This window comes from Aureimonas sp. AU4, assembly GCF_001463765.1.
In the GTDB taxonomy this organism is placed as follows: Bacteria; Pseudomonadota; Alphaproteobacteria; order Rhizobiales; family Rhizobiaceae; genus Aureimonas.
On the sequence record NZ_BBWK01000006.1, the window covers coordinates 84312 to 105637 of the forward strand.

The 21326-nt window shown below is 70.1% G+C and carries 16 protein-coding genes and 1 tRNA gene; 5 read left to right on the forward strand and 12 right to left on the reverse strand.

Annotated elements, in window-relative coordinates; all coding sequences use genetic code 11:
* Positions 1-11 precede the first annotated feature (11 nt).
* From mgtA to AUL35_RS03005, 4 genes are all read right to left on the reverse strand, one after another.
* The gene (mgtA, locus tag AUL35_RS02990; protein ID WP_156417811.1) at positions 12-2465 is read right to left on the reverse strand and encodes a magnesium-translocating P-type ATPase; all 2454 of its coding nucleotides are present in this window, start codon (positions 2463-2465) and stop codon (positions 12-14) included.
* 312 nt (positions 2466-2777) lie between these two features.
* Positions 2778-2867 (reverse strand) — tRNA-Ser (locus AUL35_RS02995).
* 129 nt (positions 2868-2996) lie between these two features.
* Positions 2997-3389 carry a diacylglycerol kinase gene (locus AUL35_RS03000; protein WP_062011859.1) on the reverse strand — a complete coding sequence of 131 codons (393 nt, stop codon included), beginning with the start codon at positions 3387-3389 and terminating at the stop codon, positions 2997-2999.
* The gene (locus AUL35_RS03005) at positions 3386-5041 is read right to left on the reverse strand and encodes a phosphoethanolamine transferase (protein ID WP_062011861.1); all 1656 of its coding nucleotides are present in this window, start codon (positions 5039-5041) and stop codon (positions 3386-3388) included. Before AUL35_RS03005 ends, AUL35_RS03000 begins: the two co-directional genes overlap by 4 nt.
* A gap of 165 nt (positions 5042-5206) precedes the next feature.
* Here AUL35_RS03005 and AUL35_RS03010 point away from each other — a divergent pair, with 165 nt between their 5' ends.
* The gene (locus AUL35_RS03010; RefSeq protein WP_062012062.1) at positions 5207-5887 is read left to right on the forward strand and encodes a response regulator transcription factor; all 681 of its coding nucleotides are present in this window, start codon (positions 5207-5209) and stop codon (positions 5885-5887) included.
* Complete coding sequence (locus AUL35_RS03015; RefSeq protein ID WP_062011863.1) at positions 5874-7238, forward strand: cell wall metabolism sensor histidine kinase WalK; 1365 nt, start codon at positions 5874-5876, stop codon at positions 7236-7238. The genes AUL35_RS03010 and AUL35_RS03015 overlap by 14 nt, the downstream gene beginning before the upstream one ends.
* Before the next feature lie 16 nt (positions 7239-7254).
* Here AUL35_RS03015 and nhaA read toward each other — a convergent pair whose 3' ends face one another.
* The 7 genes from nhaA to AUL35_RS03050 form a co-directional block, all read right to left on the reverse strand.
* Positions 7255-8466 (reverse strand): Na+/H+ antiporter NhaA, encoded by a 1212-nt coding sequence (gene nhaA, locus AUL35_RS03020; RefSeq protein WP_062011865.1) that lies wholly within the window; start codon positions 8464-8466, stop codon positions 7255-7257.
* 120 nt (positions 8467-8586) lie between these two features.
* On the reverse strand, positions 8587-9411 hold the full coding sequence (gene iolB, locus AUL35_RS03025) for a 5-deoxy-glucuronate isomerase (RefSeq protein ID WP_062011867.1): 825 nt from the start codon (positions 9409-9411) through the stop codon (positions 8587-8589).
* An 18-nt stretch (positions 9412-9429) separates the two neighbouring features.
* Positions 9430-10335: a myo-inosose-2 dehydratase gene (gene iolE, locus AUL35_RS03030; protein WP_062011869.1), complete on the reverse strand. Its 906-nt coding sequence runs from the start codon at positions 10333-10335 to the stop codon at positions 9430-9432.
* Between the two features lie 34 nt (positions 10336-10369).
* A complete protein-coding gene (iolD, locus tag AUL35_RS03035) occupies positions 10370-12211 on the reverse strand; it encodes a 3D-(3,5/4)-trihydroxycyclohexane-1,2-dione acylhydrolase (decyclizing) (protein ID WP_062011871.1) in 1842 nt (613 codons plus the stop codon).
* Positions 12208-14121, reverse strand: a complete 1914-nt coding sequence (iolC, locus tag AUL35_RS03040) for a 5-dehydro-2-deoxygluconokinase (RefSeq protein WP_062011873.1) — start codon at positions 14119-14121, stop codon at positions 12208-12210. The genes iolD and iolC overlap by 4 nt, the downstream gene beginning before the upstream one ends.
* Before the next feature lie 71 nt (positions 14122-14192).
* Positions 14193-15194 (reverse strand): inositol 2-dehydrogenase, encoded by a 1002-nt coding sequence (gene iolG / locus AUL35_RS03045; protein WP_062011875.1) that lies wholly within the window; start codon positions 15192-15194, stop codon positions 14193-14195.
* A gap of 19 nt (positions 15195-15213) precedes the next feature.
* The gene (locus AUL35_RS03050) at positions 15214-16002 is read right to left on the reverse strand and encodes a TIM barrel protein (protein ID WP_062011877.1); all 789 of its coding nucleotides are present in this window, start codon (positions 16000-16002) and stop codon (positions 15214-15216) included.
* Between the two features lie 462 nt (positions 16003-16464).
* On the opposite strand from AUL35_RS03050, the gene AUL35_RS03055 reads away from it, so the two are divergent.
* Together AUL35_RS03055 and AUL35_RS03060 are read left to right on the forward strand one after the other, a co-directional pair.
* Positions 16465-17775: a glycerate kinase gene (locus tag AUL35_RS03055; protein ID WP_062012064.1), complete on the forward strand. Its 1311-nt coding sequence runs from the start codon at positions 16465-16467 to the stop codon at positions 17773-17775.
* A 114-nt stretch (positions 17776-17889) separates the two neighbouring features.
* Complete coding sequence (locus AUL35_RS03060) at positions 17890-19116, forward strand: alpha/beta hydrolase (RefSeq protein WP_062011879.1); 1227 nt, start codon at positions 17890-17892, stop codon at positions 19114-19116.
* A gap of 11 nt (positions 19117-19127) precedes the next feature.
* Here AUL35_RS03060 and AUL35_RS03065 read toward each other — a convergent pair whose 3' ends face one another.
* Entirely contained in the window at positions 19128-19985 is an 858-nt protein-coding gene (locus AUL35_RS03065) for a MurR/RpiR family transcriptional regulator (protein ID WP_062011881.1), read from the reverse strand.
* Between the two features lie 144 nt (positions 19986-20129).
* Here AUL35_RS03065 and AUL35_RS03070 point away from each other — a divergent pair, with 144 nt between their 5' ends.
* On the forward strand, positions 20130-21248 hold the full coding sequence (locus AUL35_RS03070) for a Gfo/Idh/MocA family protein (protein ID WP_062011883.1): 1119 nt from the start codon (positions 20130-20132) through the stop codon (positions 21246-21248).
* Positions 21249-21326: the final 78 nt, after the last annotated feature.

Here is a 21326-nt window from a genome sequence, read left to right on the forward strand (position 1 = left end):
ATCTCCGCCGCTCAAAGGTAGAGCGCCGTCATGAGCCCGAGCGCCGGCAGCACGGCGAGCGGTGGCGCGTGAAAGCCGAACGGGGGCCCGAGCGGGGTGAAGGGCAGGAACAGTGCGGTCGCGACCACAACCAGCGCCGTCACGGCGAGCGCCGGGCTCGGCCTGCTCGCGAGCGGCGAGCCGCGCGTGCGGATCACGAACACCACCAGGACCTGCGTCGCCATGGATTCCATGAACCACGCGGTCTGGAACGTCGCCTCGCCCGCGTGGAAGACGAGGAGGAGGAGCGCGAAGGTGAGGGCGTCGAAGACGGAGCTGACGGAACCCAGCGTCAGCATGAAGTCCCGCACGAAGCCCATGTCCCAGCCATGGGGCCGGGCGACGTCCTCCCGGTCCACGCGGTCGAGCGGGATCGGGATCTCGGAGACGTCGTAGAGGAGGTTGTTCAGGAGGATCTGAACCGGCAGCATCGGCAGGAAGGGCAGGAACAGGACGCCGCCGGCCATGGAGAACATGTTGCCGAAGTTCGAGCTCGTTCCCATCATGACGTACTTCATGATGTTGCTGAAGGCCCATCGTCCCTCCCGCACCGCTTCCGCGAGGACGCCGAGATCGTTGCGCAGCAGGATCAGGGACGCCGCCTCCTTCGCGACGTCGACCGCGCCGTCGACCGAGAGTCCGGCATCGGCGGCCTGGAGCGAGGGGGCGTCGTTGATGCCGTCGCCGAGATAGCCGACCACATGGCCCCTGCGGCGCAGCGCGCGCACGATGCGGGCCTTCTGGGTCGGGTTGATGCGGCAGAAGACGTTCACGGCGTCGACGCGCATCATCAGCGCCTCATCGGTGAGGGCGTCGAGCTCCGGTCCCGTCGCGACGCCCGCGACCGGAAGACCCAGCGTCTCGCAGACGTGGCGCGTCACGCGCTCGTCGTCGCCGGTCACGATCTTCAGCGCAACGCCGAGTGCCGCCAGGCTGGCGACCGCCTCGCGCGCGCTCGCCTTGGGCGGGTCGAGAAACACCGCGAAGCCGGCGAAGACGAGGTCGCGCTCGTCGGCGAGATCCGCGTGGGATCGGTCGGGCTCGACCTCGCGCCAGGCGACGCCCAGCGCCCTGCACCCCTTCGAGCCGATCGCCTCGAACGTCGCCTTCGCCAGCGCCCGTGCCGCCGCATCGAGCGGCTCGGGCTGGCTCGCCCCTGCCCGTAGGTGGCGCGAGGACAGGGCGAGGACGTCGTCCGGCGCGCCCTTGACGACGAGGCACCGCCGCCCCTCGCGTTCCGCGAGAACGGAGATGCGCCGCCGCTCGAAGTCGAAGGGAACCTCGTCGATCTTGCGCCATCCCTCGGGACCGGAAGGGGAGGCGGCGAGGATGGCTTCGTCGAGCGGGCTCTTCAGGCCGGTCTCGAAGGCGGCGTTGACGCGGGCCCAGTCCAGCACCGCGCCGCTCGACGCCCCGGCGATGTCGACCTCGTCGACGAGCGCGATCCGCGCCTCTGTGAGCGTGCCCGTCTTGTCGCTGCACAGGACGTCCATGCTGCCGAGATCGTGGATCGCGGACAGGCGCTTGACGATCACCTCGCGCGCCGAGAGGCGCATCGCCCCGTGCGCGAGCGTCACGGTCACCACCATGGGCAGGAGCTCGGGCGTCAGCCCGACGGTGAGCGCGAGCGCGAAGAGAAAGGATTCGACGAGTGGGCGGCCGAACAGAAGGTTCGCGAAGAGGACCGAGAGCACGAGCAGGATCGTCAGGCGCACGATCAGCATTCCGAAGCGGCGCAGGCCCAGCGTGAAGGCGGTGGGCGGCGGCTCGCGTGCGAGCGCGCCGGCAATGGCGCCGAGCCGCGTCCGAGGACCGGTGGCAACGACGAGGCAGCGGGCCGTGCCGCTCACCACCGAGCTGCCCATGAAGACGAGCGCCGCGTCGCCCGCATCTTTCGCGCCGGCGGACTTCTCGACCGGAAAGGCCTCGCCGGTCAGGAGCGCCTCGTTGACGAAGAGATGGGTCGCTTCCAGAAGCCGCGCGTCCGCCGGAACGAGGCTGCCCGCCGAAAGGCGCAGGACGTCGCCCGGCACGAGTGCGGCGGGGGGAAGCTCGGTCTCACGGCCATCGCGCAGGACCTGAACCTTCAGGGCGACCCGTGCCTCGAGGTCGTCGGCCGCGCGATTGGCGCGCGATTCCTGGATGGTGTCGATGGCGAGCGACATGGCGACCACCGCGCCGATGAGGAGGAAGCTGCCCCGCTCGCCGGTCGCCGCCGATACGCCCGCGGCGGCCAGAAGCACGAGAACGAGCGGGTTGCGCAGCCGCTCTCCGAGCGAATGCCACCATCGCGTCCGGGACGACGGCGCAAGGGCGTTGGGTCCGTAACGCGCGAGCCGCCGCGCCGCCTCGTCGGGGGCGAGGCCGCCTTCCTGGGGCTCCGTATCCGGCGGTCGGACTGCCCCGCTCGCCAAGCCGTCCTGCAACGCCGTGCTCCCTTCCGCCCCTCAAGGCGACGCGCCACCGCGCGGCCGCAGAGCCCGCCGATCTATCGGCAAGGTGCGCGGTCGCGTCTTGAGTGGGGTCAAGGGCGGTGCGGGAGACACTCTCGGACCCGACCCCTATCGGGGATGGTCCCGCCGGAAGCGTCGGAGAAACGCCGCTTGGTTCGAACGAAAATCCAGCGGCCGCGTACCGATACGCGTCCGCAAAGCGTGGGGATTAGCTCAGGTTGGGAACCCGAAGCCCTCCTGTCTCAACTAGCTCTGAGTGGATCTGCAGCCTGAGACGATGGCAAATGGCGGAGAGGGAGGGATTTGAACCCCCGATACGGTTGCCCGTATGCCGCATTTCGAGTGCGGTGCATTCAACCACTCTGCCACCTCTCCGTCCGAGGTCGGCGACATCGTCGCCGCTGCGTGGTCTGGCGCCCTTGGGCGCGGGTCGTGTCCTACAAAGGTTCGCCCCGCCGCACAAGAGGAAATCGCTCCGCCCCCCGAAGGCGTGCGGGCGCGGCGTCAGGCGTGCAGGAGAAGGGCGCCCGCCGCGAAGCCGAGATTGACCACGAGAAGGCAGAAGACCGCGAAGGAGCCGAGGTCCTTGGCCTGCTTGGCGAAGACCGAGACTTCCGGCGAGACGCGGTCGACGATGAGCTCGATCGCCGTGTTCAGGGCCTCGGCCGCCGCCAGGATCAGGAGGAGCACCACCTGGATGAGGAGCATGGCGGGCGAGACGCTGGCGAGCGCCAGGATCAGGAGGATCGCGGCGCCCAGCATGATCTCCTGCCGGAACGCGGTTTCGCCGAGAAGGCGCGCGAGGCCTCCCGCCGAATAGCGCGCCGAGGCGAAGAGATGGCTGAGGCCGCGCAGCTTGGCCGGAGCCCGTCGCTCGGGAGGGGCGTCGATGCTCATGGGGCGGTCTCCGAAAGGGCGGTCAGCTTGGAGGCGGCCGACGAGGCCGCCCGGCAGGCGGCGAAGGCGTCGAGCCCGGCGTCGTAGACCGAGGTGCGCACGTCGTTCATGCCGATCAGCGTGTGGAAGAGGTTGTCGTGCGACAGGGGCTCGTCGCGCCGGGCCTTCAGACAGGCCGTGTCGATGCCCATGCGCTGCGAGAAGGCGGGCGAGAACCAGGCGATCATCGGAACGGTGGTCTGTGTGACGGGTGCGAGGAGATAGGGCATGGCATGGAGGTAGATGCCGTTCTCGCCGAGCGATTCCCCGTGATCGGAGACGAAGAGCATCGAGGTTTCCAGATCGTCCCGCGAGGCGAGGAGGTCGATCGTCTCGGCCAGGACGTGATCCGTATAGACGATCGTGTTGTCGTAGGCACGGACGATCTCGTCGCGCTGGCAGTCGGCGAACTCGGCGGTCTGGCAGGCTGGCGTGAAGCGCTCGAAGGCCTTCGGGTAGCGCTCGTAATAGGTCGGGCCGTGGCTGCCGATCTGGTGCAGCACGATCACGGTGTCGCGCGTGATGGTCTTCATCTCCTCGCGCAGCCGCTCGGTCAGGATCTCGTCGTGGCACTCGCCGGCGCTGCAGAAGCGCGGATCGTTGGTCTCGGGCAGGTAGGTGTAGGGAATGCGGTCCGCCACGTGGTAGGCGCCGCTGTCGTTGTCGATCCAGCGCACGTCGAGCCCCGCCCGCACGAGAACGTCGAGGACGTTCTCGACCGAGCGTGAGGCGGCCCTCGAATAGTTCGCCCGCGTCAGGTTCGAGAACATGCAAGGGACCGACACGGCCGTCGAGGTGCCGCAGCTCGACACTTTCGTGAAGGACACGACGTCGCGTTTGGCGAGTTCCGGCGTCGTGTCGCGCTCGTAGCCGTTGAGCGCGAACTGCTGGCTTCTGGCGGTCTCGCCGACCACGAGGATCGTCACCACCGGCTTGGTGGCCGAGGCGAGCCGAGGACCGGGCACGGCGTCGGTGCCGAGCGGGGCCGCGACATAGGTCTCGGTCCCGATCTCCTGGTCGGCGTATTTGTAGCCCGCGACGAGCGGAGCGACCGGGTTGAGGCTGGCGATCAGGTCGCGATGCATGCGGAAGGTCGAGGCGAAGCTGGAATAGCAGGCGAGGACGACCGCGGCGGCCACCGCAAGGCTCGGAAAGATCGCGGCCGAGTTCCACTTGGCCTTCTGCCAGAACGTGCGGTGCCGCACGCGCACGAAGGCGACGAGCAGGGCCGGCACAAGGCCGAAGAGCGCGAGGTGCAAGACGAGGCTCGGCGTCAGCAGGCGGCCCGCCTCGGCCGGGTTGGTCAGTGCGACATTGGCGATCATGTCGCGGTCGATGAGGATGCCGTAGCTGTCGACGAAGTAGGAGGCGCTGGCCGACACGAGGATCAGGGCGATCAGAAGCGGCTTGACGACGTACTTGATCGAGACCGACGTCAGGATCGCAAAGAGAAGCAGGAAGAGCCCGAGGGCCAGCCCCGCCAGATCCAGCGGATGCGCGCCGAAATAGGTGAAGGCCTTGCGCCAGAACGTGCCGTTGGTCGCGAAAAGGAGGTAGCCGGTGACGAGCGCGACGAGGGGCACGCTGCCGATGGCCGGTCTGGAAGGGCGCATGGTTCGGATTCCGGGGACCGGGGAGGTCCGGTCGGATCTGTCCCACTAGCGGCTGGGCTTGAGCTGGACCTGTCCGGAAGTATACGAATTCGTATAGTCGCTTGCGGCCAGATGGGAAGAGGATCCATTCCGCCTAAAGTTGGCTGGTTGTCGGGAGTGAGCCGCGTGAAGGTCCTGCTGGTCGAGGATGATGCGTCCAATGCCGCCTATGTCTGCGCCGGCTTGCGCGAGGAGGGACACGAGGTCGACCATGCGCCGAGCGGCGCGCTCGGCCTGGAGCTGGCTCTGACCCGTAGCTACGACACGGTGGTGATCGACCGGATGCTGCCCGACCTCGACGGGCTGTCGCTCCTCAAGGCGATGCGGGCGGCGGGGCGGCGGGTGCCCGCCATGTTCCTCACCGCGCTCGGCGGTGTCGACGACCGCGTCGAGGGACTGGAGGCGGGCGGCGACGACTATCTCCTGAAGCCCTTCGCTTTCTCGGAACTGATGGCGCGGCTGAACGCGCTGGCGCGCCGGGGGGTGCCGGAGAGGCGCGAGGAGTTCGTGCTGACCGTCGGCGATCTCGAGATGAACCTCATCGCCCGCACGGTGTCGCGCGCGGGCCGGCCGATCGACCTCCAGCCGAGGGAGTTCCGGCTCCTCGAGGTGCTGATGCGCAACCGGGGGCGGGTCCTCACGCGCACCATGCTCCTCGAGCGGGTCTGGCAGTTCCACTTCGACCCCAAGACCAACGTCGTGGAAACCCATGTCAGTCGCCTGCGCGGCAAGGTGGACCGGCCGTTCGGCCGCGACATGATCCGCACGGTGCGCGGCTCGGGATACATCCTCGATGCGGCTGCCTGACCGTTTCCGCACGATCTCGTTCCGCCTGTCGCTCGGCTACGGGCTGATGTTCGGGCTTTCGGCGCTCGTCATCATGGGCGTCACCTACGTCGCGGCCAGCACGCAGATGCAGAGCATCGTGCGCGCCTCGATCGGTGAGGATCTCGAGCTCTTCGTGCAGGCCTACGAGGAGGGCGGCCCACCCGCGCTTCGCGAGGAGGTGGAGGAGCGCGTCGACAGCGCCGCGGCGGACCGTTTCTTCCTGCTGCTCGGGCCGGACGGCGAGCGCCTGGGCGGCAACCTGCCGGCGAGCGCGTGGAAGCTCGGGTCGAGCGCCGCGCCCATGACGCCGTCGCCGATCGACGTCTCGGCTGGCGGGACCGGGCAGTCGCTCTACGCGGAAGGCGTGCAGCTCGGCGGCTACCGCGTCATGGCGGGGCGCCGGTCGGATATCCTGGAGGAGATCCGCAACATCCTCCTGTCGGCGATCCTTTCGGGCTGCGTGGTAACGGTCGTTCTGGCGCTCGTCGGGGGCATCGTCGTGGGGATGGGGCCGAGCCGCCGCGTCGATGCGATCGCGGCCACGACGCGCTCGATCGTCGAGGGGCGGCTCGACCTGCGCCTGCCCGTGTCCGGCCGGGGGGACGAACTCGACCGCCTGGCCAACGACATCAACGTCATGCTCGCCCGCATCGAGACGCTGGTGGAGAGCCTTCGCCAGGTCTCGGCCGACATCGCGCACGATCTGCGCACGCCGCTGTCGCGGTTGCGCCAAGGGCTGGAGGGCATCGGACGCGCAGGCGACAAGGCCGATCTCGAGCGTGCCATCGCCGGGGCGGTCTCGGAATCGGACGCGATCATCGAGACCTTCAACGCGCTCCTGCGCATCGCGCAGATCGATGCCGGCGCGCGCAAGGCGCGCTTCCGGACGGTCGACCTGTCCGAGCTCACCGAGCGGGTGGCCGACGCCTACGGCGAGGTCGCGGTCGACGCGGGGCATCGCCTGACGTCAAAGATCGAGCCGGGGCTCACGGCGGTCGGCGACGCCGACCTCCTGACGCAGGCCCTCGTCAACCTTGTCGAGAACGCCATCACCCACGTGCCCGCGCCCGGCCGCATCGGGCTCGCCGCGCGGCGCGACACGGGCGGGACCGTGATCGAGGTCGCCGACGACGGACCCGGCGTGCCGGCGGAGGAGCGCGAGAAGATCTTCCGGCGGCTCTACCGACTCGACCGAAGCCGCTCGACGCCGGGCAACGGTCTCGGCCTTGCGCTCGTCTCCTCGATCGCCGACCTGCACGAGGCGCGGATCGTCGTCGACGACGGGCGTCCGGGCCTTATCATGCGCCTCGTCCTGCCGGCCGCCGCCTGAGGCGGGCGCCCCTCGTTCAGGAGAGGACCTTCTGCTTGCGCTTCGCATGATCGGCTTGCGGCGCCCACCGCAGGACGATCGCACCCGCCGCCATGCTGAGAAGCGAGCCCAGGAGGACGCCGACCTTCGTCTCGGCCTCGAGCTCGGGGCGGCTCGCGAAGGCGAGCAGCCCGATGAAGAGGCTCATGGTGAAGCCGACGCCGCAGAGCAGGGCGACGCCGTAGACCTGGCGCCAGCTCGCACCGGCCGGGCGCTGGGCAAGACGCAGGCGCACCGCCAGCCACACGGTCCCGAAGACGCCGAGCTGCTTGCCGAGGAAGAGGCCGAGCGCGACGCCGAGCGTGACGGGGGCAAGCAGCATGGAGCCCGTGAAGCCGGCGAGCGAGACGCCGGCATTGGCGAAGCCGAACAGCGGCAGGACGAGATAGGCCGACCACGGCAGAAGCGCGTGCTCCAGCCGATGAAGCGGGGAGGTGGCGGCATCGGGCTTCCCGGGGCTCGTGCGCAGCGGGATCGTCAGCGCCAGCACGACGCCCGCGATCGTCGCATGGACGCCCGACTGGAGGACCAGGAACCAGAGGACGGCACCGAGGCCGTGATAGGGCGCGAGCCTTTGCACGCCGGCCCGGTTCAGGGCGACGAGGATCGCCACCACCACCGCCGCGCCGCCGAGCATCGGCCAGGACAGGTCGGCCGTGTAGAACAGGGCGATCACGACCACCGCGCCGAGGTCGTCCAGGATCGCGAGCGCGGTGAGGAAGACCTTGAGCGAGACCGGGACGCGGCTGCCCAGAAGCGCCAGGACGCCGAGCGCGAAGGCGATGTCGGTCGCCGTCGGAATGGCCCAGCCCGGAAGCGTGCCCGGCGACTGCCGGTTCACCGCGACATAGAGGAGGGCCGGCACGGCCATGCCGCCGATGGCGGCAAGGCCCGGCAGGACGCGGTCGGACCAGGAGCGAAGCTGCCCGTCGAGAAGCTCGCGCTTGATCTCCAGACCGACCAGCAGAAAGAACAGGGCCATCAGCCCGTCGTTGATCCAGTGCAGGAGGCTGAGCGGGCCGACATAGGCGTGGAGGGCCGCGAAATAGGCCGGTCCCGCCGGCGAGTTGGCGACGACGAGCGCGAGCGCGGCGCTCGCCATCAGAACGAGACCGCCCCCCGTCTCGCCCCCGAGAAGGGCGCGGAAGGCGGACAAAGGGCGTCGAAGGGGAAAGGGTGGCATGGGCATGGGGCTCCGCCGCTGGCGGCCCGACCAGCGCAAGGAAAACCTGCGCGCCCGCCATGGACCCGCACCCGCCGCCGATATCGCATCGCCCTCCCGCGGGCGCAAGGTTTCGGGAAAAGGCGTCTAGCGATCCCGCTCCATGATCCACTCGACGGCCGGGTCGGGCACGAAACGCCACTTGCGCAAGGGACCGGCCATGACATTGAGATAATACATCTCGAAGCCGTAGGGCGCACCGCACGGGTGGTGGCCTCGCGGCACCAGCACCACGTCGCCGTCATGGACCGCCATGGTCTCGTCGAGTTGGCCGTCGTCGGTATAGACGCGCTGGATGCCGAAGCCGGAGGCCGGGTTCAGGCGGTGGTAGTAGGTTTCCTCAAGGTAGGTGATGCGCGGGAAGTCGTCCTCGTCGTGCCGGTGCGATGGGTAGCTCGACCAGTGGCCGGCGGGCGTGAAGACCTCGGTCACGAGGAGACTGTCGCAGAAGTCCTCGTTCTCCATCGCGACGTTGTTGATGTAGCGCGTGTTGGTGCCCTTGCCGCGCTCGGTGAGCTTGATGCCGTCCGGCCCGATGCGGCGGGCCTCATGGCCGCGCCGTCCGGGTGCAAGGCAGACGGCGATCGTGCAGTCCGTCTCGGCTACCGCCTCCCAGTTCTCCTCGTTCGGCACGTAGAGACAATGCGGAGGGGTGCGCTCGAAGACGCTCATGCGCTCGCCGAGAGTTCCCCAATCGCGCCCCGCCGCGCGGAAGCTTGCCTTGCCTTCGACCATGACGAGGATCGCCTCGTTCGCGCCCGTGGCTTCCGCCGCGCGCTCCCCGGCGCGGAGCCGGTACAGCGAGAAGCCGACATAGCGCCAGCCGGCGCTCTGCGCGGTGATCTCGTGCACCTTGCCGTGCGTGCCTAAGGGGCGGCGCAGGAGCGGCTTGGAGAGAAGCGGCGAGGTCATGGGTCTCAGGCTCCCGGTTCAGCTGTCGGCACGGTCGAGGCCGGTCTCGCGCGCCATGCGCTTCAGGGCCTGGAAGCCCATGTTCTGGTAGCGGAAGGGCTCGGCGACCAGACTGTCCTGCTCGGCCTCGATCACCAGCCAGCCTTCGTATCCGTGCTTGGCGGCGATCGCGAGAACCGGCGCGAAGTCGACGCAGCCCTCCTCGTCGCCCGGCACCGTGAAGGCGCCGCGCCGGACGCCCTCGAGGAACGAGAGGTTCTCCTCGCGGATCTGGCGCGCAATGTCCGGCCGCACGTTCTTGGCGTGGATGTGGGTAACGCGGTCCATGTAGCGCTCGGCGATGTCGGCCGGATCGGCGCCGCCGAAGGTGCAGTGCCCGGTGTCGAGGAGGAGGCGGGTGTGGGGACCCGCCATCTCCATGAAGCGGTGGATGTCGGCGGCCGACTCGATGATCGTGCCCATATGGTGGTGGTAGCCCATCTTCACGCCCTGGCTGGCGGCATGGGCCGACAGCGCCTCGTAGCCACGCGAGAAGTGCTCCCACTCGGCGTCGGTCATGATGGGCCGCTGGTTCACGGGCACGGCGTCGTTGCCGTGCACCGTGTTGGAGCACTCGCAGGCGTTGATGTGGTCGCCGCCCGCATCGCGCACCATGTCGATGAAGCGCTGGAGCGCGGCGATCTCGGTCTCGACGTCGTTGACGAGGAGGTTGGTCGAGTGCCAGCCGGCGGCAAAGCGCAGCCCGTAGGCGCCCAGCGCCGCCTTCAGCGCCGCGCCGTCGTCGGGCATGAGGTGGCCCTTCTCGATGCCGTCGAAGCCGATGCGCCGGCAGTCGGTCAGGCAGTCGTCCAGCGATAGGTGCGCGCCGATCGAATGGTCGTCGTCGTTGGTCCAGGCGATCGGGTTGGTGCCGTAGAGGATCATCGGTATCGGGTCCGGGGAGGAGTTCGGGAAGAGGTCAGTTGACGAGGTTCTGGCGCGACAGGCTCTGGAGGTAGCCCTCGCGGGCCGCCTCGATCGTCGGGGTGCGCCCGACTTCGGGCACGGCGACGTCCCACCAGTGGCCGCCGCCCGCCTCGCCGGGGCCGGGCGCCGGATCGGTGTCGATCACGATCACCGTGGGACGGTCGCGGTCGCGCGCCTCCGCGATCAGGCGTTCGAGGTCGGCGATGCCCTCGGCCTTCACGGCATGGGCCCCCATCGACCCGGCATGCTGGACGAAGTCGATCTCCGGCTGCGCCTCGATGCGCGAGTCGACATAGAGGTTGTTGAAGGGGGCGCCGCCCGTGTGCTTCTGCAGGCGGTTGATGCAGCCGTAGCCCCGGTTGTCGGTGAGAACCACCGTGAAGGGGACGCGCCGCATCACGGCGGTGGCGAGCTCCGAGTTCGCCATCATGTAGGAGCCGTCGCCGACGAAGCAGACGATCTCGCGCTCGGGGAGGGCAAGCTTGGCGCCAAGCGCCCCGGCCAGCTCGTAGCCCATGCAGGAGAAGCCGTATTCCATGTGGTAGCCGCCCTGGCTTGGCTGCCACAGGAGCTTCAGCGCGCCCGGCATGGTGCCGGCGGCGCAGAGCGCGACGGTGCGCTCGGTGGAGGCGCGCTGGACGGCGCCGATCACCTGCGCGTCGGTCGGCAGCTGGTTGGTGCGCTCGGGCGAGGGCGCCGCGCAGTGCCGGTCGACCCTGGCCAGCCAATCGGTGCGCGAGGCCGCGTCGGGCTCGGCCGCGCGGTGGTCCCCGAGCGCCTGCGACAGCTTCTCGAGCCCGACCCGCGCGTCGGCCACCAGCGACACGGCGCCGTGCTTGGCCGCGTCGAAGGGCTGGACGTTCAGCGAAACGAGACGGCGGCCGGGCGCCGAGAACAGCGACCAGGAGCCGGTCGTGAAGTCCTGGAAGCGCGTGCCGACCCCGATCACGAGATCCGCTTGTTCGCACAGCGCGTTGGCGGCGGCCGAGCCGTCGACGCCGGCCGCGCCGAAGTTCATGGGGTGGCTCTGGGGCAGGGCGGACTTGCCAGCCTGCGTCTCCACGACGGGAATGGCGTGGCGCGTGGCGAAATCGGCGAGCGCCGCTTCCGCCTCGCTGAAGATCGTGCCGCCGCCGCACACGATCACCGGGCGCTCGGCGCCGCGCACGAGATCGGCCACCTCGGCCAGCTCCCGCGCGTCGGGTTCGGGACGGCGGATGTGCCAGACGCGCGGCTCGAAGAAGGCTTCCGGCCAGTCGTAGGCTTCGGCCTGCGTATCCTGGCAGAAGGCGAGCGTGACCGGGCCGCAGTTCGCGGGATCGGTCATGACGCGCAGCGCACGGGGGAGAGCGGTCAGAAGCTGCTCGGCGCGCCCGATGCGGTCGAAGTAGCGCGATACCGGCCGGAAGCAGTCGTTGGCCGAGACCGTGCCGTCGTCGAAGTCCTCGACCTGCTGCAGGACCGGGTCGGGGCGGCGGTTGGCGAAGACGTCGCCGGGGATGAGAAGCACCGGCAGGCGGTTCACGTGCGCGAGCGCCGCGGCCGTCACCATGTTGGTGGCGCCGGGGCCGATCGACGAGGTGACCGCCATCGCGCGGCGGCGCTTCCTCGCCTTGGCGTAGGCGATGGCGGTGTGCGCCATGGTCTGCTCGTTCTGGCCCCGCCAGGTGGGCAGCGCGTCGCCGATGCCCTCCAGCGCCTCGCCGAGCCCGGCGACGTTGCCGTGGCCGAAGATCGCCCACACGCCCTCGATGAAGCGCTCGCCCTCCGCCGTCATCTGGACCGAGAGCCAACGCACGGTGGCCTGCGCGGCCGTCAGGCGGATCGTCGTCATCGTGTGCCTCCCGCAGCGCTCGCGCGCGCCTCGTCCCATACCTTGCACAGCCGGGCGAAGCGACGCGACATCTCTTCGATCGCGGTGTCGTCGGCCGTCTCGCCCGTCATCCAGCTTCGCGCGACGTCCCCGAAGATCGTGCGTCCGACCGCAAAGCCCCGCACGAGCGCGAAGCCCGCCGCGACGCGGAAAGAGGCGGCCAGCTCTTCCTCCGGCGCGTCGAGGCCGAGAACCACGATGCCGCGCGTGTGCCGGTCGTTGTCCTCGATCGCCGCGATCGCGTCGGTCCAGGCGGCGGCCGTCTTCAGGGGCTCCAGCTTCCACCAGTCCGGGAAGACGCCGATCTCGTACCAGCGCCGGATCAATTGTCCGCTGGTCCGCTCGTTCACCGGCCCGACCTTCGAGGGGATGATCTCGAGCAGGAATTCGAGCCCGTTGCGCCTCGACGCCTCGAACAGGCGCTTCACCGTCGCCTCCTGGGCCTCGCGCATCTCGGCCGGGTCGTCGGGATGGCAGAAGCAGAGAACCTTCACGACGTTCTCGCGCGCCCATTCCTCCAGCCCGCCGCAGTCGGGGCCGAGTTCGGGCTCGAGCGTCAGGGGGCGCGATCCCGGCCACTCGGCCGGGCGGCCGATCCAAAGCCCGGTACCGGAGGCCGCATGCAGCGCCTTCCGACCGATGCGGTTGTCGCAGAGGATGCCGTAGCCGGGTTGGCCGCCCTGCACACGCAGCGCGGCCTGAAGGCACAGCTCCTTGAAGGCGCCGCCCTTGGCCGGCGTGTAGCCCTCCATCGCCTCCAGCTGCATGCGGTGGTCGAAGGCGAAGACGCGCATCGTCCGCCAGTCGCCATGGCGGTTGGTCGACCAGTGGATCTGCTCCAACTCGGCGTCGTTGCGAAGGTCCGCCCGCTTGACCCCGCGCTTCAGGAAGAAGTCGAGTTCAGTGAGGCTGGGGTAGGCGGGCGTGCAGCCGTGGCGCGAGACGGCGAAGGCGCCGCAGGCGTTGGCGTATTCGAGGGCCTTCGGCCACGTCTCGTCGCCGAGCCAGCCCTTGAGGAGGCCGGCGAAGAAGCCGTCGCCGGCGCCCAGAACGTTGAACACCTCGATCGGAAAACCGGGACCGGACTGCGCGTCGTCGAGGCTGGCCGGAATCTCACCCTCGATCGCGACCGCGCCCTTGGCGCCGCGCTTGCAGACGAGAGCGGCGCCGGAGACCTTCCGCACGGCGCGCAGCGCCTCCAGCGTGTCGGTCGAGCCGCCCGCGATGTGGAACTCCTCCTCCGTTCCGACGATGAGATCGAAGAGGTGCAGGGTCGACTGGAGCTTCTCGGTGACCTTCGCGCTCTCCACGAAGCGGCTCTCGCCCTCGCCGTGGCCCGCCACGCCCCAGAGATTGGGCCGGTAGTCGATGTCGAGCGCGGTGCGAAGCCCGTGCGCCTTGGCAAGGCTCAGCGCCTTCATGACGGCGGCCTCGGTTCGGGGGTTCGACAGATGCGTTCCGGTGACGACGAGGGCTCGCGCGTCCGCCACGAACGCCTCGTCGATGTCGTCCTCGGCCAGGCCCATGTCCGCGCAGTTCTCGCGGTAGAAGATCAAGGGAAAGGAGTCCTCGTCGCGGATGCCGAGGATGACGAGCGCGGTGAGGCGGTCGGGATCGGTCTTGACGCCGCGCACGTCGACGCCCTCGCGCACGAGCTGCTCGCGGATGAAACGACCCATGTGCTCGTCGCCGACCTTGGTGATGACGGCGCTCTTGAGGCCGAGCCGCGCCGCCCCGCAGGCGATGTTGGTGGGGCTGCCGCCGATATACTTGCGGAAGGAGCCCATGTCCTCCAGCCGCCCGCCGACCTGCGCGCCGTAGAGATCGACCGAGGAGCGGCCGATCGTGATGACGTCGAGCGTCGGAGCCATGGCACTCTTCTCCGGAGGGGCTGAAGCGATGGGGAAGGCGGGCGGCGCTCGGTGCGCCGCTCGGGATCTCGTCAGGCGCCGAGCATGTCGGGGGTGACGGCGACGGTCTCGCCGCTCTTGGCCGAGCGGGTCGCGGCCTCGGCGCAGGCGAGCGCGGCGACGCCGTCGCGCAAGGTGACGGGGAAGGCGGACTTGTTCGCCACCGCATGGACGAACGCGGTCCACTCGGTCTCGTAGGCGCGCATGTAGCGCTCCAGGAAGAAGTAGACGGGCTTGGCCGAGGAGGCGCCGTCGGCGGTGATCTTCTCGACCGTGTTTTCGAGGACGTTGCGCGCCGAGAGCAGCCCTTCCGAGCCGAGGAGCTCGACGCGCTGGTCGTAGCCGTAGCCGGCGCGGCGCGAGTTCTTGATCACGGCGATGCGCCCGTCGGCCCAGGTCAGGGTGACGGCCGCCGTGTCGACGTCGCCCGCCTCGCCGATCGCGGGATCGACGAGCGATGAGCCGACCGCGGTCACCTTCTCCGGCGCGCCGCCCATGAGCCAGCAGGCCATGTCGAAGTCGTGGATCATCATGTCACGGAACAGGCCGCCCGAGACCTTGACGTAGGAGACCGGCGGCGGGGCCGGGTCGAAGGAGGTGATCGACAGAAGCTCGGCGCGCCCGATCTCGCCGGCATCGAAGGCGGCCTTGAGGGCCGCGAAGTTCGGGTCGAAGCGGCGGTTGAAGCCGATCATCACGCTGTCGCCGCCGACCGCCTTCTGGCAGGCGAGCGCCCGCTCCAGCGACAGGTCGACGGGCTTCTCGCAAAGGACCGCCTTGCCGGCCCGGCTCGCGCGCTCGATCAGGTCGGAATGAGTGTCGGTCGAGGTCGCGATCAGAACGGCGTCGATCGAGGGGGCGGCCAGGATCTCGTCGATGGTCATGGCCTTCGCGCCGGTCCGCTCGGCCAGCGACGTCGCCGCGTCCGCCACCATGTCGGCGACGGCGACGAGCCGCGAGTTCTTGTCGGCGGCGATGGAGCGGGCATGGACCTGGCCGATGCGGCCCGCACCCAGAAGCGCGACGTTGAGCATGTGATGCGATCCTCGAAGATCAGTGGGAAAGGGTGAAGGCGTCGCGGAAGCGCCGGAGCGCCAGCTCCGAGTCGCTTTCCGGCCAGGCTTCCAGCCCGACGACGCCGCGGTATCCCATGGCATGGAGCGCGCGGGCGATCGCGGGATAATGGATCTCGCCGGTGCCCGGCTCGTGGCGCCCGGGCACGTCGGCGACCTGGATCTCGCCGATCAGCGGCAGGGCGCGTCCGCAGAGTTCGACGAGGTGACCCTCGCCGATCTGCGCATGGTAGAGGTCGAGATTGAGGCGCAGCGACGGGCGGTTCACGGCCTCAACCAGCGCGATCGTATCGGCCGCCCGGGCAAACGGCACGCCCGGGTGGTCCACGGCCTCGTTGAGGTTTTCGAGAACGAAGGTGACACCCTGCTCCTCGCCGAGGTCGGCGATGCGGCGCAGGGTGTCCACCGCCTTCAGCCACATGGCGGGCGTCGCGCCCGAGGACGCGACGACGGGCAGCCCCTTGTCGTCGAGACCCGTGCCGTGAAGGTTGAGGCGCGGGCAGCCGATCTCCTTCGCCACCGGGATGGACTGCCGGGCGGTGCGCAGCAGCTCGTCCGCCCCGGCGTCGTCCGCGAGCGTTCCGCTGACGTAGCCGGTCATCGACGAGAAGCGCGCGCCCGACGCCGCGAGCGCCTTGATGTCATGCTTTCGCCAGTCCCAGATCTCGACCAGGAAGCCGCGCTCGATCAAATGCGCGACGCGCTCCGCGACGGGAAGCTCGCGAAACAGCATCTCCGCGCAGGCGGCGAGTTGGAACGGCTGGGTCATGGCCTGGCGGTTCGGACCGGGACGGCTCGTCATCGCGGCAAGGCGGAGCGGGCGGAAGGGCGCTCGCCCTTCATGACCGCCGGTCGGCGGCGCGCTGAGATCGGGGTGGGTGACATCGGCTTCCTCCCTCGGCCGTCGGCCCGCTTCAAGCGCATCCGGCAGGTCCCGCGAGCGGCGATTCGGGGCCGGCCTGCGGCCGTCCTCCGAAGCCTTCGGGGGCGTCGGGAGCAACGGATATCAGCTTCGGATGAGGATGCAAGGCTTCGTTGCATTTCGGAAGTGAATGAAATTTTCATTCCATAACGGGTGACGTCCTCGGTCGGTCGAGGAGCGCCTCTGCGGGAGGCCGGGCTTTACCTCAGGCGCATGCCGCGCAACATGCCGGCAAGCTTCGGGGTGCTCCACCATCCCGGATTTCCGGGGCTCGCCCCGAGCCGCGCAGCCGTCGAGGACGTTCGATCGATGTCATCAGCAGAGGGTTCCGCCCGTCCCGCACCGCCAGAGGCGATCCCCCGTGACGATGCGCGCGGGCGGCGGCTTCTGGAAGAACTCTTTGCGGCGGCGGTCGCCAGCGCCGATCCGATGCGCGTCCTGGCGCCCGCCCTGCTGGAGCGTCCGCGCGGGCGCTGCGTCGTGGTGGGCGCGGGCAAGTCCGCGGCCGTCATGGCGCGGGCCGTCGAGGAGGCTTGGCCCGACGTCGACCTGTCCGGCGTGGTCGTCACGCGCTATGGCCACGGCGCACCGACGCGCCGCATCGAGGTGCTGGAAGCCGCCCATCCCGTGCCGGACGAGGCGAGCGAGCGCGCCGCGCGCCGCATCATGGCGGCCGTCGCGGGGCTTGGGCCGGACGACCTCGTGCTCGCGCTGATCTCGGGCGGGGGCTCGTCGCTCATGGCGCTGCCCGCCGAGGGGCTGACGCTGGACGACAAGCGGGCCGTGAACCGCCTTCTCCTCGCGTCCGGCCTCGGCATCAACGAGATGAACCAGGTCCGCCGTCGCCTGTCCGGTATCAAGGGCGGGCGCCTCGCCGAGGCCGCGCACCCCGCGCGCGTCGTGACGCTCGTGATCTCCGACGTGCCGGGCGACGATCCGCGCGCCATCGCCTCGGGACCGACCGTCTTCGACCCGGACGCCGGGGCCGACCTTTCGCACCTCGCGGGCCGGCTCGGCCCGGCGCTGCCCGAGGCGGCGCGCCGGCTCCTGACGCGCACGCCGCCGCCCCGCGCACCGTTCTGCTCCGACATCCGCATGATCGCGACGCCGCAGATGGCGCTGGAGGCGGCGGCCGAGGCTGCCCGTCGCCATGGCGTCACGCCGGTGCTCCTCGGCGACGCGCTGGAGGGCGAGGCGCGGGAAGCCGGTGTCCTCTTCGCCGGCATGGCGCGCTCGGTGCGCCGGCATGCGCAGCCGGCGGCCCCGCCGGCCGTTCTCCTGTCGGGCGGCGAGACGACGGTGACGATCGGCGCGGCCGAGCCCGGCCGGGGCGGGCGCAACACCGAGTTCCTTCTCTCGCTCGCCCTGGCGCTCGGCGGCGAGTCCGGCATCAGCGCGATCTCGGCCGACACGGACGGCATCGACGGGACCGAGGACGCGGCCGGGGCCCTGATCGGCCCGGACACGCTGGCCCGCGCCCGACTGGCGGGCCTCGATCCCGCCGCCTTCCTCGCCGGCCACGACAGCTACACGCTGTTCCGGCGGCTCGGCGACCTCGTCGTCACCGGCCCGACGCTCACCAACGTCAACGACTTTCGCGCCGTGCTCGTGCTCGGCTGAACGAGCGTCCTTGTTGGACGATTCCTGGTCTTTGCGTTACGCCGCTCGACGACAGAGCGCTCGCGAACGGGACCTGAACGGGCCGCTGCGGGCGACAAGGGGACCCTGCCGCCGATGACGAAGACGCTTCCGTTCCTGGTCGCCCTTCTCGTCGCGCTCGCCGGCTGCACCTCGCGTCCCTATGCGACGCTGATGCCGGTGTCGGGAACGGTGCCGGGCGCGCATCTCGTCGACATGCTGGTGGCGACGACGCGCGCGCCCTCCGGCGTTCCCGGCGTGGTGTTCGCGGGTGAGCGCGGCCCCGGACTCTCGATCGAGAACATCCTCGTCTCGATCCCGCCGGACGGCGTGCGCAAGCCCGGTGCCGTGATCTACCCCAGACGCAACCCAGGCGATCCCTCGCGCGAGTTCGTCGCCCTCAGGGTCGCCCCGCTCGACGAGGCGGGCGCGCGGGCCTGGTACGACCGGGTCTCCGGCCCGCGCCGTCGGGTCCTGATCTTCGTCCACGGCTTCAACTCGACCTACGAGGAGGCGGTGTTCCGCTTTGCGCAGATCAGCCACGACACGGGCGTCGACGCCGCGCCCATTCTCTTCACCTGGCCCTCGCAGGGGTCGATCTTCGGCTACCTCTACGACAAGGAGAGCGCCAACTACTCGCGCGACGCGCTGGAAGCGGTGATCCGGCAGGCCGCCGAGGACCCGGACGTCGGCGAGGTCACGCTGATGGCCCATTCCATGGGAAGCTGGCTCGCCATGGAGGCGCTGCGCCAATATGCGATCCGCAACGGCGACCTGCCCGGGAAGCTGCGCAACGTGGTGCTCGCCGCCCCCGATCTCGACATCGACGTGTTTCGCGAGCAGCTCAACGAGATCGGTCCCGCCGAGGACCGCATCACCATCTTCACCTCGCAGGACGACCGCGCGCTTCTCGTCTCGCGCCGTCTGTCGGGCGGCGTCCAGCGGCTCGGCGCGGTGGACCTGACGCGGCCCGAGGTGGAGGCCGAGTTCGAGCGGCGCGGCATCACGGTGGTGGACCTCTCCGACATCCGCGCGGGCGACAGCCTCAACCACACGAAGTTCGCCGAGAGCCAGGCCGTGGTGCAGGCGATTGGGCGGCGCCTGATCGCGGGCGACCGGGTGTCGGACTCGCGCCTCAGCCTTGCCGAGACCATCGGCGCGACCGCGATCGGCACGGCGCAAGGGGTCGGCTCGGCGGTCGGGGCGACGCTGACCCTGCCGGTCGCCGTGGTGGACCCGGTCGCGCGCGAGCGGCTCGGCGAGCAGGTCCGCGATACCGGCCGCAGCCTCGGCGGCTCCCTGCTCACCGCGACCGGGCAGTAGGCCGGAACCCGCTAGCCGCCGGACGCGTCGCGCCTGAGGTCCGCGATCCCGAGCGCCAGCGTCATGGCGAGCGCCAGGCTGGCGGACAGCGAGCGGAAGCCCTGGAAGTCGGCCTCCACGACCTCGAACCAGAGGCGGGCGGCCGAGGTGAGCGGGCTGAAGGGACTGTCGGTGATGACGACGAGCGGCACGCCGACGCCCGCCAGCAGGCGCGCATGGTCGACCGTCGCCGAAGCGTAGGGGGTGAAGGAGATGGCGAGCGCGGCGTCGCGCGCGGTGGCGAAGGATAGCGTCTCGGGGTCGGTGCCCATGGGCGAGCCGACCAGGACGTTCTTGATGGCGAGCTTGCCGAGGGCGTAGCTGAGATAGGACGTGACGGGAAAGGAGCGGCGCTGGGCGACGAGATAGACCGTTTCGGCGCCGGCCAGAAGGCGTGTCGCCTCCTCCACGGCCTCGATGTCGATGCGCTCGTGCAACGCGGTGATGGAGCGCGTGGCGCTCTCGCACAGCCCGTCCAGGAAGGCGGCGGACTTGGAGGCGCCCTCGGCCTTGGCGCGCAGCGAGAGCATGCGCTCGTCGTAGTTCGAGACCTGGTTGCGCAGGCGCTCGCGGAACACGGCCTGGAGATCGGTGAAACCCGAGAAGCCGAGCGCCTGTCCGAATCGCACGAGGGCGGACGGCTGCACGCCCGCATCCTCGGCGATCTTGGCGACCGTGCCGAGGGCGATCTCGTCGGGCTGGGCGAGGGCGAAGGTCGCGACCTGCTTCAGGCGCTTGGGCAGGCGCACCGAGCCGCTGGCCAGCCGGTCGCGCAATTCCGCGAAGCTCGTGGGCGGCTCGATCGGGGCGAGGTCCTCGGCCATGGGCATCGGGGGGGTCGATTCCTTGTGCGTGCGCGGCGCATCGAGGACGCGACGCCGCCCTGTTATCGACTATCCCGCTGGAACGCGAAATCCATCCCTTGCGGAAACGGGCGGGATATTCCTCTCTGGTTGTGCTGGGAGGAGGGCGGGATGGCGGACGGGCGGGTGCTGGGTGTCGGGCTGATCGGCACGGGTTTCATGGGCAAGTGCCATGCGCTCGCCTGGAACGCCGTCGGGCCGACGTTCGGGACGATGATGCGGCCGCGCCTCGTTCATCTGGCCGAGGTGGATGCGACACTTGCTCGCCAGAGGGCCGACGAGTTCGGCTTCCTGCGCTCGACCGGCGACTGGCGGGACGTTGTGGGCGACCCGGAGGTCGATGTCGTCTCGATCACCGCTCCCAACCCGTTCCACGCCGAGATGGCGCTCGCCGCCCTTGCGGCCGGCAAGCACGTCTGGTGCGAGAAGCCGATGGCGACCTCGCGCGAGGACGCCCGTGCCATGCTGGAGGCGGCCAAGGGTTCGGGCCGCGTCGCGGCGCTCGGCTACAACTACATCCAGAACCCCGCGATCCGCGAGATGGAGCGCGCCATCGGCGAGGGGACGATCGGCCGGGTGAACCACGTGCGCCTCGAGATGGACGAGGATTTCATGGCCGACGAGGACGCGCCCTTCGCCTTCAAGAACGGCGCGGCCTCGGGCTACGGCGCGCTCGACGACTTCGCGGTCCATCCCTTGTCGCTGCTGTGGCGCCTGGCGGGTCCGGTGGAGGAGGTGATCGCCGACCAGTCCAGGCCCTATGAGAGCCGCGGGGGCCGGGCGGTCGAGACGCACGAGATCGCCTCGGCGCTGCTGCGCCTGTCCGGGGGCGTGTCGGGCACGCTCAGCGTCAATCGTGCCGCCTGGGGGCGCAAGGGCCGGATCGCAGTCCAGGTCTTCGGCTCGCGCGGCACGATCGTCTTCGACCAGGAACGGATGAACGAGTTCCAGATCGCCACGCGCGAGGGCGACGGGCGCCTGGCGGGCTTCCGCACCGTGCTCGTGGGCCCCGCGCACGAGCCCTACGGCCGCTTCGTGCCCGCGCCCGGCCACTCGCTCGGCTTCAACGACCTGAAGGTGATCGAGGCGAATGAGATTCTTGCGGCGATCGATGGCGGGACGGCGCGCCTCGTCGATTTCGAGACCGGCTTCGCGATCGAGGAGGTCGTCCATGCCATGGCGCGGTCCCACCGGGAGCGGCGCTGGGTGACGCTCGGGGACGCCGGCTGAAGCGCCGCCCGCTTGCCCGCCCGGCGAACGGATGCTTAATCTGCGGCCTTCCATTCGAGGTTGCGGACGGAGCCGGGG

Coding starts and splice junctions, on each gene's coding strand:
- AUL35_RS03000 (WP_062011859.1), bottom strand. CDS start 3,389: ATGAGCATCGACGCCCCTCCCGAGCGACGGGCTCCGGCCAAGCTGCGC.
- AUL35_RS03005 (WP_062011861.1), bottom strand. CDS start 5,041: ATGCGCCCTTCCAGACCGGCCATCGGCAGCGTGCCCCTCGTCGCGCTC.
- AUL35_RS03015 (WP_062011863.1), top strand. CDS start 5,874: ATGCGGCTGCCTGACCGTTTCCGCACGATCTCGTTCCGCCTGTCGCTC.
- nhaA (WP_062011865.1), bottom strand. CDS start 8,466: ATGCCCATGCCACCCTTTCCCCTTCGACGCCCTTTGTCCGCCTTCCGC.
- iolB (WP_062011867.1), bottom strand. CDS start 9,411: ATGACCTCGCCGCTTCTCTCCAAGCCGCTCCTGCGCCGCCCCTTAGGC.
- iolE (WP_062011869.1), bottom strand. CDS start 10,335: ATGATCCTCTACGGCACCAACCCGATCGCCTGGACCAACGACGACGAC.
- iolD (WP_062011871.1), bottom strand. CDS start 12,211: ATGACGACGATCCGCCTGACGGCCGCGCAGGCCACCGTGCGTTGGCTC.
- iolC (WP_062011873.1), bottom strand. CDS start 14,121: ATGGCTCCGACGCTCGACGTCATCACGATCGGCCGCTCCTCGGTCGAT.
- iolG (WP_062011875.1), bottom strand. CDS start 15,194: ATGCTCAACGTCGCGCTTCTGGGTGCGGGCCGCATCGGCCAGGTCCAT.
- AUL35_RS03050 (WP_062011877.1), bottom strand. CDS start 16,002: ATGACCCAGCCGTTCCAACTCGCCGCCTGCGCGGAGATGCTGTTTCGC.
- AUL35_RS03055 (WP_062012064.1), top strand. CDS start 16,465: ATGTCATCAGCAGAGGGTTCCGCCCGTCCCGCACCGCCAGAGGCGATC.
- AUL35_RS03060 (WP_062011879.1), top strand. CDS start 17,890: ATGACGAAGACGCTTCCGTTCCTGGTCGCCCTTCTCGTCGCGCTCGCC.
- AUL35_RS03065 (WP_062011881.1), bottom strand. CDS start 19,985: ATGCCCATGGCCGAGGACCTCGCCCCGATCGAGCCGCCCACGAGCTTC.
- AUL35_RS03070 (WP_062011883.1), top strand. CDS start 20,130: ATGGCGGACGGGCGGGTGCTGGGTGTCGGGCTGATCGGCACGGGTTTC.